Origin of the sequence: Marinomonas flavescens (assembly GCF_004352835.1) — a bacterium.
In the GTDB taxonomy this organism is placed as follows: Bacteria; Pseudomonadota; Gammaproteobacteria; order Pseudomonadales; family Marinomonadaceae; genus Marinomonas; species Marinomonas flavescens.
On the sequence record NZ_SJSB01000024.1, the window covers coordinates 20400 to 35950 of the forward strand.

15 protein-coding genes, 1 other RNA gene and 1 pseudogene are annotated in these 15551 nt (G+C 41.9%); 4 read left to right on the forward strand and 13 right to left on the reverse strand.

Annotated elements, in window-relative coordinates:
* Nucleotides 1-16: 16 nt before the first annotated feature.
* Nucleotides 17-2041, forward strand: a complete 2025-nt coding sequence (locus E0D70_RS16625) for an FtsZ/tubulin family protein (protein ID WP_133013396.1) — start codon at nucleotides 17-19, stop codon at nucleotides 2039-2041.
* A 101-nt stretch (nucleotides 2042-2142) separates the two neighbouring features.
* Here E0D70_RS16625 and E0D70_RS16630 read toward each other — a convergent pair whose 3' ends face one another.
* The 12 genes and pseudogenes from E0D70_RS16630 to smpB form a co-directional block, all read right to left on the reverse strand.
* On the reverse strand, nucleotides 2143-2505 hold the full coding sequence (locus E0D70_RS16630) for a Na+/H+ antiporter subunit G (protein WP_133013397.1): 363 nt from the start codon (nucleotides 2503-2505) through the stop codon (nucleotides 2143-2145).
* A gap of 8 nt (nucleotides 2506-2513) precedes the next feature.
* Entirely contained in the window at nucleotides 2514-2783 is a 270-nt protein-coding gene (locus E0D70_RS16635; protein WP_133013398.1) for a K+/H+ antiporter subunit F, read from the reverse strand.
* A complete protein-coding gene (locus E0D70_RS16640; protein ID WP_133013399.1) occupies nucleotides 2777-3262 on the reverse strand; it encodes a Na+/H+ antiporter subunit E in 486 nt (161 codons plus the stop codon). Before E0D70_RS16640 ends, E0D70_RS16635 begins: the two co-directional genes overlap by 7 nt.
* Nucleotides 3259-4770, reverse strand: coding sequence for a monovalent cation/H+ antiporter subunit D (locus E0D70_RS16645; protein WP_133013400.1), 1512 nt, complete (start codon nucleotides 4768-4770; stop codon nucleotides 3259-3261). The genes E0D70_RS16640 and E0D70_RS16645 overlap by 4 nt, the downstream gene beginning before the upstream one ends.
* The gene (locus E0D70_RS16650) at nucleotides 4771-5136 is read right to left on the reverse strand and encodes a Na+/H+ antiporter subunit C (RefSeq protein WP_133013401.1); all 366 of its coding nucleotides are present in this window, start codon (nucleotides 5134-5136) and stop codon (nucleotides 4771-4773) included. It lies immediately after the preceding gene.
* A 1-nt stretch (nucleotide 5137) separates the two neighbouring features.
* Complete coding sequence (locus E0D70_RS16655; protein ID WP_133013402.1) at nucleotides 5138-7936, reverse strand: monovalent cation/H+ antiporter subunit A; 2799 nt, start codon at nucleotides 7934-7936, stop codon at nucleotides 5138-5140.
* A 673-nt stretch (nucleotides 7937-8609) separates the two neighbouring features.
* The gene (locus tag E0D70_RS16660; RefSeq protein WP_133013403.1) at nucleotides 8610-9221 is read right to left on the reverse strand and encodes a Yip1 family protein; all 612 of its coding nucleotides are present in this window, start codon (nucleotides 9219-9221) and stop codon (nucleotides 8610-8612) included.
* A gap of 131 nt (nucleotides 9222-9352) precedes the next feature.
* A complete protein-coding gene (locus E0D70_RS16665; RefSeq protein ID WP_133013404.1) occupies nucleotides 9353-9997 on the reverse strand; it encodes a hypothetical protein in 645 nt (214 codons plus the stop codon).
* A 643-nt stretch (nucleotides 9998-10640) separates the two neighbouring features.
* Nucleotides 10641-11429 carry a DUF2971 domain-containing protein gene (locus E0D70_RS16670; protein ID WP_133013405.1) on the reverse strand — a complete coding sequence of 263 codons (789 nt, stop codon included), beginning with the start codon at nucleotides 11427-11429 and terminating at the stop codon, nucleotides 10641-10643.
* A pseudogene (locus tag E0D70_RS16675) lies at nucleotides 11422-11568 on the reverse strand (tyrosine-type recombinase/integrase); the annotation flags it as partial. The pseudogene E0D70_RS16675 and the gene E0D70_RS16670, both read right to left, overlap by 8 nt.
* 414 nt (nucleotides 11569-11982) lie before the next feature.
* Nucleotides 11983-12344: a transfer-messenger RNA gene (gene ssrA / locus E0D70_RS16680) on the reverse strand.
* A 90-nt stretch (nucleotides 12345-12434) separates the two neighbouring features.
* A complete protein-coding gene (gene smpB, locus E0D70_RS16685) occupies nucleotides 12435-12914 on the reverse strand; it encodes an SsrA-binding protein SmpB (protein ID WP_133013406.1) in 480 nt (159 codons plus the stop codon).
* Nucleotides 12915-13096: 182 nt separating this feature from the next.
* Here smpB and E0D70_RS16690 point away from each other — a divergent pair, with 182 nt between their 5' ends.
* From E0D70_RS16690 to E0D70_RS16700, 3 genes are read left to right on the forward strand one after another with little or no spacing between them, the layout of a single operon-like run.
* A complete protein-coding gene (locus E0D70_RS16690; RefSeq protein WP_133013407.1) occupies nucleotides 13097-14455 on the forward strand; it encodes a sodium-dependent transporter in 1359 nt (452 codons plus the stop codon).
* 1 nt (nucleotide 14456) lies between these two features.
* A complete protein-coding gene (locus E0D70_RS16695) occupies nucleotides 14457-14888 on the forward strand; it encodes a type II toxin-antitoxin system RatA family toxin (RefSeq protein ID WP_133013408.1) in 432 nt (143 codons plus the stop codon).
* Complete coding sequence (locus E0D70_RS16700; protein WP_240537179.1) at nucleotides 14881-15174, forward strand: RnfH family protein; 294 nt, start codon at nucleotides 14881-14883, stop codon at nucleotides 15172-15174. Before E0D70_RS16695 ends, E0D70_RS16700 begins: the two co-directional genes overlap by 8 nt.
* Here the strand turns inward: E0D70_RS16700 and E0D70_RS16705 are convergent.
* Nucleotides 15171-15488 (reverse strand): outer membrane protein assembly factor BamE, encoded by a 318-nt coding sequence (locus E0D70_RS16705; protein ID WP_133013410.1) that lies wholly within the window; start codon nucleotides 15486-15488, stop codon nucleotides 15171-15173. The two genes, E0D70_RS16700 and E0D70_RS16705, sit on opposite strands and share 4 nt — an antisense overlap.
* Between the last annotated feature and the right edge of the window lie 63 nt (nucleotides 15489-15551).

Here is a 15551-nt window from a genome sequence, read left to right on the forward strand (position 1 = left end):
TTACAGGGACATTTTTATGAGCCGAGAAATTCTTCCGATTGAACACTTCTTTTATACTGAACCCAGTTTAGAAAAAATTCTAGATAACTTAGATGTGATTCGTCAGCAGATAAATCCTGTTGTGTCTGATGGTGATACTCATTCAGAGCAGGACTTTCCTTCTGTTTGCTTGGTTGGATTGGGTCGTTGTGGTTCTAATATTGCTTTAGAAGTAGCGACGCTAGTATATAACGCTCGCACGAGTTATCTGAATGAGGTGGAGTACCATGAAAAGCAGATGCTTGAAAGTGAACATAAACCATTGCGTTGGATTCGCAAGCATTTGCCGATGGATAAAAAATCCAATTCTACGCCTGTTTTTTTGATTGAGCCCATTGTTTTACTTGGGGATTTAGACAAAGATATTGAAGGGCGTATTCGTTTTTCTAATCAAGCTGGTCGAGCTCGTTTTTTAGAAGCGTATCGTAAACTTCAGATTATGGATCTTTCCGAAGTGCATGCGGGTGGTGCAGGTAATGCCCCAATTCTTGGTCAATACTTAGCAAAAATTATTCTTAATAAAGACACCTCCAGTTTTAAAAATGAGAGTTGGCGTCATTTGCACTCTTACTTAGTTGACTCTTGTGGCATCAAAGCAAACCAATCGCGTCTTTATTTCTATATTTTCAGTGCTGGTGGTGGTACTGGTTCTGGGATGGCTTCTGAGTTTGGTCTAGCCCAACAATTTTCTTATTTAAGTAAGACATTCGATTACCGTGTCGAAGAAAAAACGGCAGTAGATAAACGTCATAGTTTTGTATTTGAGCCTATTTTTACCTCTGGTATTTGTATCCTACCGAATATTTCAGGCAAAAGTATTGATATCTCTGAAGCCTTGCATATCAATGCCGGCCGTTTGTTGACTAAATATGTATCTGAGGAATGGGACTTTTCTTACAACGAAGAGCGCGACAATGATGAGGCGCCAGAAAATGTGATGAAACGCATCCGTCCCTGGAACTCCATGATGTTGATTTCAAACGATATTATGCGTTATGCGGAAGAAGAAAATGGCAATGATATCGATGACATCGATATTAATACAATGGAAAAATACGCAAACCAATATATATCACAGCAGATATTCAATATTCTTACTGCTCAAGCCGTAACTACAGATTACGATGAAGACTATTTCCGTCGGGCTGGTATTGATATTTCTGAAACGATTCGTCTGGACGCTAATGACTTGTTTATGAGTCTCGCTGGTCCTGTCGCAGTTGCTTACGCTGAAAGTGTAGTAAACACAAAAGGCTCTAACAGTGAGGTTGATATAGATGATCTCTTTTGTCGTTCTATTGAATTGCCACATTTTAATGGCGACACTTCTGCTATTGAAGGGATCAGCGTATTACCAGTAGAGTCTGAACGCTATCGACAATCAATCGTAGATTATCGTAAGAGTGATTACGATGCGAATAAGTTGAATCACCTTCATTTCTTCAAGAACTGTTCTTCAATTGTTTCAATCATCTCGGTGCCACGTGAATTCAAATTATCTTTTACGGCGATGAATCGCTTGAAAGTACATTTGAATCGTCTTTTTCCAAATACTACGCTTAAGCGTTATGCCTTAGTTATTGGCGCATCTGCTAATTTGTCGTTAACTACTCTAGTGGCAAAAAGCCCATGTTTGAGTGATGACTTCTTGACCTTAATGGTTGCTTACATGAAGCGTTGTTTCGCTCGTGATGAATATCGCTATACGGACGAGATTGATAAAGCTGTCATTGAATTTATTCAATGTGAGGATTTTGATGAAGATATGGTCGATAAGTATTTTATGGAGTATGAAAATCCAGCCAAAATTCTTGATACTAACTGGTATGCAATTAAACCAATGTACGAGAAGAAATATCGCGAGCTAATTGAAGATTCCGATCGTTTTGTTTCAATTAATGATATTCGTCTTGATGTGAAAAATGTGAAAAATGCGATCAAATATTTGCGTGAAATTTATCGCCACCGCATTAGTAAAACGAATATTTTGTCTCTTAACTAGTTACTTAGATATCGTAACGCGCCTTAAAATAAAAAGCCCTTCTAACTTCTGTTAGAAGGGCTTTTTTAGCTATCTACTTTCATGCTCTAAAAGTAAAAGGCTTATTCTGGTGGGTTATTACGGTGACGCATTTTTTCTATCAAACTTTTCCCGCGTGTTTTTTCTAAAGGTTTGATGCCATGGTGAATCGCTGTTTTAGCGATCATATTGGCCGCAACAGGAGCGGTGATTAGCAAAAATAAGGTAATCAGCAGCTCTTTTATAGACACAAAATCTTGCAGGTAACTTTGCAAAATCATAGAAGCCAATAAGACACCTGTGATGCCAAGCGTTGAGGCTTTGGTTGGGCTGTGTAAGCGCATATAAATATCGGGCAAACGCGCAAGACCATAAGAACCAACCAGTAGAAAAATGCCACCGATTAATAACAGAACACAAACAATAATTTCGAGATATAAAGGCATAATTAGTCCTATTCTATGATGTCGCCACGAAGTAAGTACTTGCATAGTGCTGCGGTACTAACAAACCCTAACATGGCAATAAGTAATGCCGCTTCAAAGTACAAGCCACTTCCTATGTACATGCCGTACAGTAGAATCAAGGCAATGGTATTTATGTACATGGTATCCAGCGCTAAGATCCGGTCAGATATAGTTGGTCCCTGAATTAAGCGCCATAGATTTAATATCAGTGCAATACAGATGCATATTGCAACAATAGTAATGGTCCAGATTAGCATCCGAAGATCTCCTTGATAGGGGCTTCATAGCGAGTTTTAATCTCGGCAATTAAGGCTTGTTCATCATCAAGATGAAGTGAGTGAATATAAAGCCAAGTTTTATCTTTTGATATCTCAGCGCTGACGGTTCCAGGTGTTAACGAAACCGTGCTTGCTAGTATGGTGATTCCTAAATCTGATGACAGATTAATAGGGATGGCAACAAAGCCAGGCTGAAGTTTTTTAATGGGTCCAATAATTAAAAGAGCGACTTCTACATTGGCCACAACGATGTCTTTCATCACCATCAAAACATAGCGAATAGCCAAAAAAGGTCGGCGAATTTTGGGATGCTCGTCACGCATATCTTTAACCAGCCAAGGGATGGTGATCGCAAAAAAGGCCGCCAGAACTATTTGACCAGCACTAATAGAATTATTGAGTAGCAACCAAACCACAAACAGCATCATGCTGTGGAAGGGCATAGGGAAAAATCTCATTGCATTATTCCTGGCAGTAAGTCATAAGCTGAAGATTGGAAGTCATGTAAATAATGGGCAGCGTGTTGGGTATAGATTGTCATATCCCCCCCAAAGATAACCATGACCGGAGACGCGAGAAATAACAGAATAACCGCGGTGATTTCTAATGGTTTTGCCGCTTCGCCTTCTGTTGAGACATTTCCATTATGGCGCCAAAATAGCGTTGTCCCACCCCGCGAAAAGGTAATTAATGCTGCCAAACTTCCTAATAATACCAACGGCCACAACCATAATGATTCCGCGACAGATTGGGTCGATTGTAAAATCATGATCTTACCAATGAAGCCTGAAAGAGGGGGCATTCCTATCATAGCTAAGGCACCAACTGAAAACAGAATAGCCAGCAGCCTAGGTTGCATTAATGGTCGTGAATGGACAAATCGGTCTTCTGCTTGGCCTCGCTGTCTTGCAATCATGTCGGCAAGTAAGAAAAGCCCTGCCGAAGCTAACGTACTGTGCACCAGATAATAAAGCGCTGCAGACGTGGCCGCTTCAGAATTGATCGCTGCACAGGCAAGGAGAGTACCACTAGACAGAACAACTAAGTTGCCGATGAGAGTTTTTAAACCAGGGCTGGCCAAGATTCCAATCGTACCAACGACAATAGTGAGCAACGCCAGAGGCCAAAGCCATGGTGTGGCTATATTTGCTAATTCTCCAGCGTGATCCCCAAAAATAACCGTATAAACACGGAAAATACTATAAATTCCGACCTTGGTCATAATGGCAAACAAGGCTGCCACGGGGGCACTGGCGCTAGCGTAGGTTTTTGGCAGCCAAAAATGCAATGGTAGCATCGCTGCTTTTAGTCCAAACACCACTAACAGTAAGAGCGCACCAGTTTTTGCGAGTGTGGCATTCTCCGCATGCAAGCTGCTGACTTTGACTGCAAGATCCGCCATATTCAATGTGCCAAGCGTACCGTAGATAATGCCTAGGCCAAATAAGAAGAGGCTAGAGCCCACTAGGTTGAGAATGACGTAATGCAACGTCGCTTGGGTTCTCTGTTTGCCTCCGCCATGAACGAGTAAGGCATAAGAAGCAATTAACAACACTTCGAAGAAAACGAATAAGTTGAAAATATCGCCCGTTAAAAACGCGCCATTAATGCCCATAACTTGAAACATAAAGAGAGGGTGAAAATACGCCCCGCCTCTATCTTGTCCATTAACAGCATAAAGCATGACCGCAAACGCAAGGAAAGAGGTTAGTGCGACGAGTAATACCGATACTGGATCAGCGACTAAAACAATGCCAAAAGGCGGCTGCCAATCCCCTAACGCGTAAAGGTGAACGCCTTCCATTTGTACTTGATAGAGCAAATAGAAAGCAGAAATCATCAGTGAAAAAAGACCAAAAAGGGCGGCGACTCTTTGTCTTTGAATGTTCTTAGACAGCGGAGGCAATAGTAGTGCCGCGCCAACAATCAAAGGAATAAGAATAGGCAAAATGCTCAAATGCTGCATTTACTTTGCCCCTCCTGTTTTTTGGTTAATGCCATGTCTCGGTTGAGGTATTTGACCGTCAACATGATCATTCCCTAAATCTGCTCTGGCGCGCATGGCTAGAATCACAGCAAAAGCCGTCATCGCAAAGCCGATAACGATTGCGGTTAAAACGAGAGCTTGAGGGAGCGGGTCGCCAATGCTTTTTGATTGCCCTAACACAGCAGCAGCGTCTAGTTTTAAGCGACCACTGGCGAACAGAAATAAGTTCACTGCGTAAGAAAGGAGTGTGAGTCCAACTACCACAGAAAAACTGCGGCCTCTTAGTGTTAAAAACACACCGCAGGCGGTAAGTAATCCAACGCAGAATGCGTACATGCCTTCCATATTATTCATGTTCCTTTTGCGTAGCGCGTTCGCTGGTGGTGAGCTGACCAAGGTTAGCCAAAATTAACATTGTGGCACCAACGACAGTTAAAAATACGCCGAGATCAAACATCATCGCACTAGCCAGTTCGAATTTGCCAATAACGGGTAAGTAAAAGTAATCAAACCAAGACGTTAAGAATGGACGGCTGAATAACCAACTGCCTAGTCCGCTGAGTGTCGCGATACCAATACCGCTGCCGATCATGATTTGATAATCCAGCTTCAGTCGCTGTTTGATCCAGTCGACACCGTGAGCAATGTATTGCTGAATGATGGCCACAGAGGTGATAAGACCAGCGATAAAGCCTCCTCCAGGCATATTGTGTCCACGTAAGAAAATATACGCAGAAACTAAAAGAGCGAGTGGCAATAAACTTTGTGAAATCACAGCCAGTAAAAGAGGGTATTTGTCTTCTGACCAAGGTCTACCTTTGTCATCGCTAGAGGGCATAAATAAGCGCATTCTGGCAATTAACTTATAGATACCGAGAGCGGCAATGCCAAGTACGGTAATTTCTCCTAACGTATCGAAGCCACGAAAGTCGACTAGAATGACGTTTACAATATTAGTGCCACCGCCGCCCGTTTTACTGTTCTCAGTAAAGAACGTAGAAATGGTATCTAATGGGCGAGTCATTAAGGCATAACAAATTGTACCGACTGTGCCGCCGACAAATGCGGCTAACCCTAGATCGCGAACGACGCGACGCGGGGACGACTCTTTCGGTGTTTTTTGAGGTAAAAAGAACAAGGCTAGGATCAGCAGTATGACGGTTACGACTTCTACCGAGAGTTGCGTTAATGCAAGATCGGGTGCGGAGAACTTAGCGAAGGCTAAAGAAACGATCAAACCAACGACAGAGAGCGTTAACAATGCGATTAAGCGACGTCTGTGCCAAATAACCGTCGCAACACCAGCCACACACAGGAGCACGACACAGGTGATAGAAAGAGCATCGACAGGAATCTCTGGCCGTTGTCCCGCCGTGGTATTCAGCTGAAGTAGGGGAACCGTTGTCATGACAATGGCTAAGAGCAGCGTAAAGAAAATATAACGCTGTAAGGAGCCGTTTTCAGTAAAGCTAATAAACTTATGGGCTTTACTGGCGAGTGTTTGCATTACGCGCTCAAAGACAAGTTTCGAATCACTGGTTGGAAATTGGGCATGGAATTTAAAGAAATGTTGACGATTTGTATAAATTATCAAACCGCCCGTCATGGCAATAAAGCTCATCAGCAAAGGATAAGTAAAACCGTGCCAAATGGCCAAACTGTAGTGAGGCACATCGCCATTAAGCACTGCAGATGCGGCAGAATAGAGTAAATTACCAACGATCATGGTTGGGAAGATCCCCACCATTAAGCAAAGTGCCACTAAAATTTCTACGGGAACTCGCATGTAACGTGGAGGTTCATGAGGCGTTTTAGGTAAATTAATGGGCTCCCCATTGAAGAACACATCATGGATGAAGCGCATGGAGTAGGCGACAGAAAATACGCCACCTAATGTCGCCAAGACCGGAATCATCCAAGATAAAGAGCCAAGAGAAGCTTGATGTAAGGTTTCAGTGAAGAACATTTCTTTAGATAAGAAACCGTTAAGCAAGGGCACACCAGCCATTGAGGAGGCGGCGACCATGGCTAAAGTCGCCGTATACGGCATGTACTTCCAGAGTCCATTTAACTGTCTCATATCACGCGAGCCAGACTCATGGTCAATAATTCCTGCAGCCATAAATAGGGACGCTTTAAAGATAGCGTGGTTGATGACATGGAAAATCGCAGCCACAGCCGCTAAGTCGGTCCCCATACCCAGCAACAACGTAATAAGCCCTAAATGGCTGATAGTCGAGTTAGCCAGCAAGCCTTTCAAATCGTGTTGGAAAAGCGCGACATAAGCGCCAGTAAGGAAGGTTGCCAAGCCAGTTAAGCTGACTAACAAGAACCATAAATCTGTGCCAGCTAAAGAGGGGTAAAAGCGCGCCATCAGAAAGATGCCTGCTTTCACCATAGTCGCAGAGTGTAAGTAAGCACTTACCGGTGTCGGCGCTGCCATGGCATTAGGCAGCCAAAAATGAAAAGGAAATTGAGCGGACTTGGTAAACGCGCCTAAAAGAATCAGTACCGTAATGATTGGGTAACTGGCGCTGGCCTTGATCAAATCGCCGCTATCAAGCACGGTTTGTAAACTATAACTCCCAACGGTGTGACCTAATAATAAAAGTCCTGCTAAAAGGGCTAAACCACCTGCGCCCGTCACCGTTAATGCCATGCGAGCACCTTTACGTGCTTCGGATTTATGGCCCCAGAAACTAATCAGCAAGAAGGAGCTAATACTTGTTAATTCCCAGAAAAACCACAGCTGGATCAAATTGTCAGAAAGCACCACACCCAGCATGGCGAACATAAATAGAATTAAGTAGGCGTAAAACTTCCCCATAGAATCTTGCGCGGATAAATAATATCGCGCATACAGAATGACCAACAGGCCGATCCCTAAGATAAGAATAGAAAAAAGTAACGATAGGCCATCTAGACGAAAAGCAAGTTCTAACCCTATTGCAGGAACCCAAGGTACGGAAGCAAAGAAGTGTTTACCGCTAAAAATGTCGCTAGCATGGGATAAGATCAAAAATAATGTCACCGCCGGTAATACCGCGGTCATGAAGGCGCAGGCTGTTCGGCTATAACGAGCGGTTAACAAAGGAACAAACGTGCCAAGTAATGGGAGAAAAGGTAGCCAAAGCAAAGAGTTCAAAGTTTAGCGCCTCTTATTGCGTTATTGTTGATTCGGGTCGCATCCGGGTGTGACATAGCGGTTCAGGATTCCTTAGATTTACATACTTGTACTATAACGAAGCTTTACCTTAACAGATAGTTTAGAGATTACCCTTCTGTTCGGAAAAGAGCCAATAAGGTCATTTAATACTGATAAAAATCAATCAACTGAGCAGGGTTTTATAAAATTGATCAGTTATTAGTCTTTTTAAAATTGAAAATATCATGTGTTACTGGCGATAAAATGGCTAATAAATAGAATCAGCTCACCTTGCCTAAAGTGCTTTCTAACAGAGCTTTAGGCGGTGTTGTAACATCAGTGTTACGTTAGCTTAGTAAGACCAGAAGTAATATTAAAAGTTCAGGTAAGATCAGAGCGATAGCAACGCCGTCATCAAATATCAGGACTAGGCAAAATGGCTTGAAAAACCGATTGAAATAATGAAGGTGAACGTGAGGCTCAACCTGGGTCAGTTTGAGTCCGATATGGCTTGAAATAAGCGATTAATCGCCAAATAAGACGATCAAAAAATAATGATCATAATGTTGAGTCGCTCGCGATACGCTTCAGATTGTAGAAAGTAGAATAGCCAACAGTATGGGTTTAATTCATTTGCTTGTTGGCTATTTACCTTCGACCTGTTATTGCAACGCTATTGGAAAAATTGCCACATAATACTGCTGTCAGATCCCATGCTCCACAGCAGAACAACCGCCGCTAACAATACTTCGAGTATTAATAGACCAATGCCAAGGGTTGTGCTGGAGAGGATAAACCCTTGCTGGTGGCTAATACCTAAAAAGCTAGGCGTTCCTTTATAGAGTAAATAACCTGTGCAACAAACCCCAGCAACGCAAGCGAGTGTGCATAGCCAGATGATAGGGTAGATTGCAAAAAGGCCACTCAAAAACATGGGTGTTGCGATGTAACCCGCAAAGATAATACATTCGGGACGGCTAGGGCGGCTTGAATATCTGCCTGCCATCCAGTGAATTAAGCTGCCTACCAAAGCGACAGCGGCTAAAATAAGTGCATAAAATAGAATACCAAGACTGACACCGCTGATGATTGATATTTTGGCTGCGGTATCACCACCGAAAGTCCAGCCGAATTGCGTGGTACCGATAAAAGTACTTATGACAGGTACGGCCGATAGCCATAAAACATGGTGAGTATATAAATGGCTAATGGATTCGTGTTCTTTGTTTATTTCGGACCATTCGCGTTCTGGATGATGAATTAGTCCCCATACATGATTAATCATGGATTCCCCCTCGCTTTTCGAAAAAAGCCATTGGATTTGGAAAACATCTTATCGATTAAGCCGCCCAATATTTTGCGCGACTTAATTTTTAGTATAGGTCTAGATTCAGTAAAAGCAAAAGCTTCACTCTGTTATTCGCAGCGGTAGTCTTTAGGCATTTTAACTGAATACTGTTTGTCTACCGGGGTGCTAAAACTGGTTCTAGCAATTGCATCCGATGCTAAGAATTTATAGACTTTCCACTGTGAACAATCTTGATGAACGACCGTACTGATAGAGTCTAAAATAGCGTTGTTTTGCTTGTCTTTTAAGGTGAACTGAAAAGTATAGACATCAGTAGGAATGTTCACAGAGCGATAACCGCGTAACGTTGGTGTTCTAAAATAATAATGAGTACTACAGACTTGTTGTCCGTTGTCTTTTCTCTGATGGCAAGTGGTGTAAGGTATGCTTCTTTCATTCGTAAAAACAGGGATTGACTGCTGTTCAATTTGTTCCTCAGAAGAAAAATTCACAATCAATTTATAATCTGGATCTTTCGCTGTTTCTGAGATGTTAGTAAAGCCGCGAGCTTTAAAAGCACTAATAATATCAGGCATATAGCGCCTGTTAGTCAGCCGATCTCCTTTGCTGTTTGATACCACAAGAATAGATGACGTTTTCGCAATATCCACACTTGGATCCACATTACTTAAATAACGGCCGGACAATTTTACATTTGATGAGCAGCCGGAAAGTATTGTGGCAAATAGCACTAATATAAATAAGTTCTTCATGATTTTAGCCCTCTATCACCTATTTCAACACACTAACTTCTCATAATAAAAGCACAGAACAGACTCAGAACCGAGACATTGTTGAATCGTTACATTAGCCGTTCAAAATATTTACTCTAGAAGGTCGTTAGTAGGCGTTATGATGGTGTAGCAATAAGCCAAATTTTCTAGTGTTAGGCGTCTTTATTGGTGTTAATGTTAATACTGAAAGCGAGAAGCAAGTTGGCCTTACTGCCTACAGCTTGTGGAAGGACCCCATAGATAAGTAAGTGTCTGTGTCAGGGTGCGACCTTTCTTCATTGCCCATGGATGATTAGGGATCATATTTTTAAAGGGTAGCCGTTTATTCGGTTACCCTTTTTCTTTGAACGATTAACTCCCCGCATCTGTGCCTACTCAGTATTTTGCTTCGGCATGCACAAAATTCCACAGCCTTTGCTGAGAGAGAGTTTGTATTCTACAGATCAAAAAAACCACTCGAAGGCGAGTTCTTGTACGCGCATTCAGCTCCCTTTCAAAGTGTAAATTCTCTAAATGATAGCCGTATTATTGGTGGAGACGGGGGGGGGCGGGCCCTGTGTAAAAAACCTTTAAAATCAGTGATTTATTGATTTATTGATTTATACAGTTAACTGGGTTTTTTTTAGGTGCTTGGTGTGTCGGTTGTGCGTCCTTTCCATATTGTCATTGGCTTTAAATTGTAACTTTTAGGGCAAAGGGTATTTCTGTCCAAAGATGCATTAGGAGCATAATTTTTTATGTAAAATAACGCTTTTCTTTCAAGCTCTTTAGTAGCTCTAACTCCTAAGGTTATTTTTTTTATATATTTATAAGGAAGAGTTAAGGTGAACAATGGAAAACCATTTTTATCGGTATTAAATGGTAAAAAACAATTTAGTTCAGCTAAGATACGGTACTCCTCTTCGTGTTCCCATTGATCATCCTTATATAAGGCCGATGAAAAAATTGATGTAGATGTGTATTCTTCTTGGCTTTCTGGCCTATCTTTTTTATATACGACACTGCCTGATGAACCGCTGGGTGTTTTTATTTCTTTTAGACCTGCTTCTATATATGAAAACTCGATTACAAAGCCTGTATGATCTTTGGAGTAATAAGACCACATAGGTCTAGAGTCTCCTTTTTTGCTAAGTGATAAAATACCGATAGAGTTATTTATTGCAGAGTAAAAATCACTTATATAATCAGTATCTATTTCCGGTTGATTAATAGGTTTATATTCATCTATTGGAGAGAAACTAGAAAAACCACGGTGTTTATCTCCGTAAAACCTATGTTTTAGAACGGGGAATGATTCAAAAGGATCGTTTAGTGATTCAGGTTGGGAAAATCTTATGCTAATTCCTTTAGATGTAACTATGAAATCAAAAGAATCGGGAGGGTAGTATTTGAAAAGAGTATTACTAGACATTTAGTGATCCTGATAACGGGTTTAATCTCGTGGCTTCTTCTAGGAAGTCGGGGGCTAGGTGTGCGTAGCGCATAGTCATTTTTATGTCACTATGGCCGAGTATCTTTTGTAAGGTCAAGATGTTGCCGCCGTTCATTATGACGCAATACGTGCACGGCTTGGCTTTGGTTCTGTCATCCTTTCGCTCTTACCCAAAAGTACGCTGGTTGATACTGATACCTTAGTTATTAGGGAAATATAACGGCTTTTATGACCGCTTAGCAAATAATCCTCTGGGGTAGTTGATGGCAATATACATGCCGTGGTCATTGGGCATGGTGTCTTTGGTTTTCATGCCGATCACTAACGAATCATAATGGTATTATTGGCTTCCTAAAATCTCTATTTTTATCTGACATTTATTCTTTAGGCAGGTTAAATTGCTTATGACAAGAGGGTGTTTGTTTTCTACAGGCCAAAAAAAACCACCCGAAGGTGGTTCTAATTTTGATGCTTCATACGTGCATCCAGTTCCCTTTCAAAGTGCAAACTCTCTAAAAGACAACCGTATTATTGGTGGAGACGGGGGGGATCGAACCCCCGTCCGTCAGTCCGCTGCCATCGGCTCTACATGCATAGTCACTTCTATTATTTGACCACGAACCGCCCGAAGGACAGGGTGTTAATGGCGAGCCTACTTAGTCTTAGAACCTTATCCCTAGGCGGGGCATCGGTTAGCATCCTGTAATTTATGATACTGCGGAGTCTCGGGCTACAAGCAACCTGAGGGCAGCACACTAGCAGCGGTTTAGGCTGCTAAAGCGTAGTTTTCGTCGTTTGCGACTATAAAATTGATGCGGGGGATTAACGAGATCACGCATCACTCTCGACATGCACCTTTGGGTTTGTAACCGACGTCGAAACCATGTCGTCCCCAAAAAGTAACTCAATTCTAACGGAAACAATGTGCTTACGCTAGAGATAACGCTGAAAAGCTAAGTATCTACACTATTATATTATCAAGTGTTAGGTACTGTGCTTCATTAATCGTTCTTTGTCTCTCGACCAATCACGATCTCTTTCTGTATCGCGTTTGTCGTGGTCTTTTTTACCTGTTACCAAAGCCACTTCACATTTGATCTTGTTGCCTTTCCAGTACAGCGCCATGGCTGCACAGGTTTTACCTTTTTGCTCGGTAATTTGTATTATCTTATCGAGCTCTTTGCGGTTCAACAGCAGTTTACGTTGGCGCATTGGCTCGCATACAACGTGTGTTGAAGCACTCAGTAGTGGCGTAATACGCGCGCCAACAAGCCAAGCTTCGTTTTGGTGAATGATAACGAAGGCGTCTACTAATTGTGCTTTGCCTTCGCGCAGACTTTTTACTTCCCAACCAGACAAAACCAAACCGGCTTCAAACTTCTGGTCAACGAAATAGTCAAATTTTGCACGTTTATTAAGCGCTATAGTGCCCGTGCCACTGGATTTTTTCTTTACTTTACTCATAGTCGGAAATTATACGGTCGATAGAGGTAAAAACCTATGCTTTTCTTGAGGTATGCGTCTTAATGTTAGAAAATTCACCCTCAGTAAATGAATTGTCATGACGAAAGAGTTCAGTTGCGATCTGGTCTCTTTTTTCGTCTTTAATTATTAAAAACACTACTGAGTAGTGAGAGCGTAAATTTATGCCCGAAAGTAGATGTTTACAAGGTATATGGTCAAGTCCGTGGATATTTATTTTTGCCGCGAGCGGATCCGCTGTTGGTTTAGGAAATATTTGGAAATTCCCTTACCTAATTGGCGAAAATGGCGGTGGTGCCTTTTTAGTCATCTACTGTGCCTGTTTATTATTAGTTGGTTTGCCAATTTTGATGGCTGAGGTGGCGTTAGGTCGTACTGTTCGCTCTAACCCCATTGATACTATTAATGATTTAAGTGAACGACGTGTTATTAGTTCATTTTGGGTGGTTGTGCCTTGGATTGCTGGTTTGGCTGGCTTTTTGATCCTAACTTTTTATAGCGTTATCGCTGGCTGGTCGATTGCGTATTTTGAGCGCGCAGTGTCAGGTAAATTAGTGGGCATTACTCAGGTGCAAGCGACGGGTATGTTTAATCATTTACTCGCATCACCAGGCGAGATGCTGCTGTGGCATTCGATTTTTATGGCGTTAGTGGTGCTGACGGTAGGTCAGTCGGTGACTCGTGGTTTGGCTGCCTTGGTACGAATTTTACTGCCTGTGTTAATTGTTGTGATGGTGTTGTTAGCTGGATATTCTCTAAAAACAGGTGATGCGGCCGATGCGATCCATTTTTTATTCCGTTGGTCATGGCAAGATGTTTCTTTTGATGTGGTGCTTGCTGCTGTTGGTCATGCTTTGTTCAGCTTGAGTATTGGTATGGGCGCTATGTTTGCTTATGGTGCGTATATGAGTAAGCGGATGTCTATTGCCCGAGCTTGCTCAGCGGTAGTCACTGTGGATTTAGTTGTTTCTTTGTTGGCTTGCTTGGTTATTTTTCCATTGGCTTTCGCATTCCACATTAATTTGGACTCTGGTCCTAGTTTAGCCTTTGTTTCTTTGCCTATTATTTTTGGTAATTTACCGGCTGGGCAGTTGGTGGGAGGTTTCTTTTTCTTGTTGCTCGTGATTGCGGCATTAACCTCTTCGATTTCGATGCTTGAATTGTTTGTCGCCTGGTTACATGAAAAATTCTATATTGCCCGCTTTAAAGCTGCATTGTTGCTGGGTGGCGCGGCTTGGTTTATTGGTATCGCTGTACTTTTATCGTTTAATCATTGGGATGTAAAAGTACTGTTCGATTTAAACCTCTTTGAGTTGCTTGATAAGCTGACCTCGTTAATTATGTTGCCGGTTGGTGCTATTTTATTGTCTGTGTTGGTTGCGTGGTTTATCCCTAAAACTATGTTGCAAAATGAGATGATTACTCGCCAAACTAGTCATTTTCGTTTGTGGTATAACACATTGAAATATATCAGTATTCCTGCATTAGTTGTTATTACTCTTGCAGGCTGGATAGGAGTTTGATTTGAGTCATATAGAGCGTTTTGCTCATGTAGAATACAGTTGCGAGCAAATGTTTGCATTGGTAAACGATATTGATGGTTATCCAGAGTTTCTTCCAGGTTGCTTGGATTCTTCTTTGATTTCCCGTACGCCAACCGAAATTGTTGCCTCTTTAGTGGTGGGTAAAGGACCTGTGCGTCAGGCTTTTACCACGAAGAATTTTTTGCAAGAGTCTAATCGGATCGAAATGACCCTAGTAAAGGGGCCATTTAAAAAGCTGCATGGCGTATGGACGTTTACTGAACTGTCGCCAAATCGTTGTAAAATAGCGCTCAGTATTGAATTTGAATTAAGTGGTATGCTGAAATTTGCTTTTGGCAGTGTATTTAGTCAAATTGCTAACACCATGGTGGATGCATTTGGTAAACGAGCAAAGGTGGTTTACGGTGAGTAAAATACGAGTAGAAGTCGCGTATGCATTGCCAGAAAAGCAAAAAATCATTGCACTGGATGTGGAAGAGGGTTGCACGGTAAGAGAAGCAATACTTCGCTCTAATATAAATACCTTTTTTCCGGGGTTAAATTTAGATGCCGTGAAAGTGGGTATTTTTGGAAAAGCGGTAAAAAATGCAGATACACAAGCGCTGAAAGAAGGCGAACGTGTTGAAATTTATCGAGAACTGACAGTTGACCCTAAACAAGCTAGGGCCAACCGTGCAGCAAAAACGGTTAAGGCTTAATCGTTTTTAATTTCAGCTAGATTGTTGCCTTTGAACATCAACGTGAGGTTGCTGACAGCACTTTTAGGCGTCTCTGGTGCTGCATACTCTACTTTGTAGATATAGTGCCACTCGCTGGGTTTAAAGCTGTCTCTTACCATTGGAGTGCCTAGAAGATAGATGACTTGTGATTGAGTCATGCCAACTTTTAGTTGAGATAGCTGATCCTTCGTTATTAGGTTGCCTTGTGTTACTGGCGCTTTATACGGAGGTGGAAATAAACTGCATGCGCTTAGAGAAAATAGGGCGCATATTACTAATATTGATTTTTTCATTTGTATTATCCTAACTCAGGTGTGCTAATGATAAAGTAATTATCAACAAGTTCGAATAGAGAA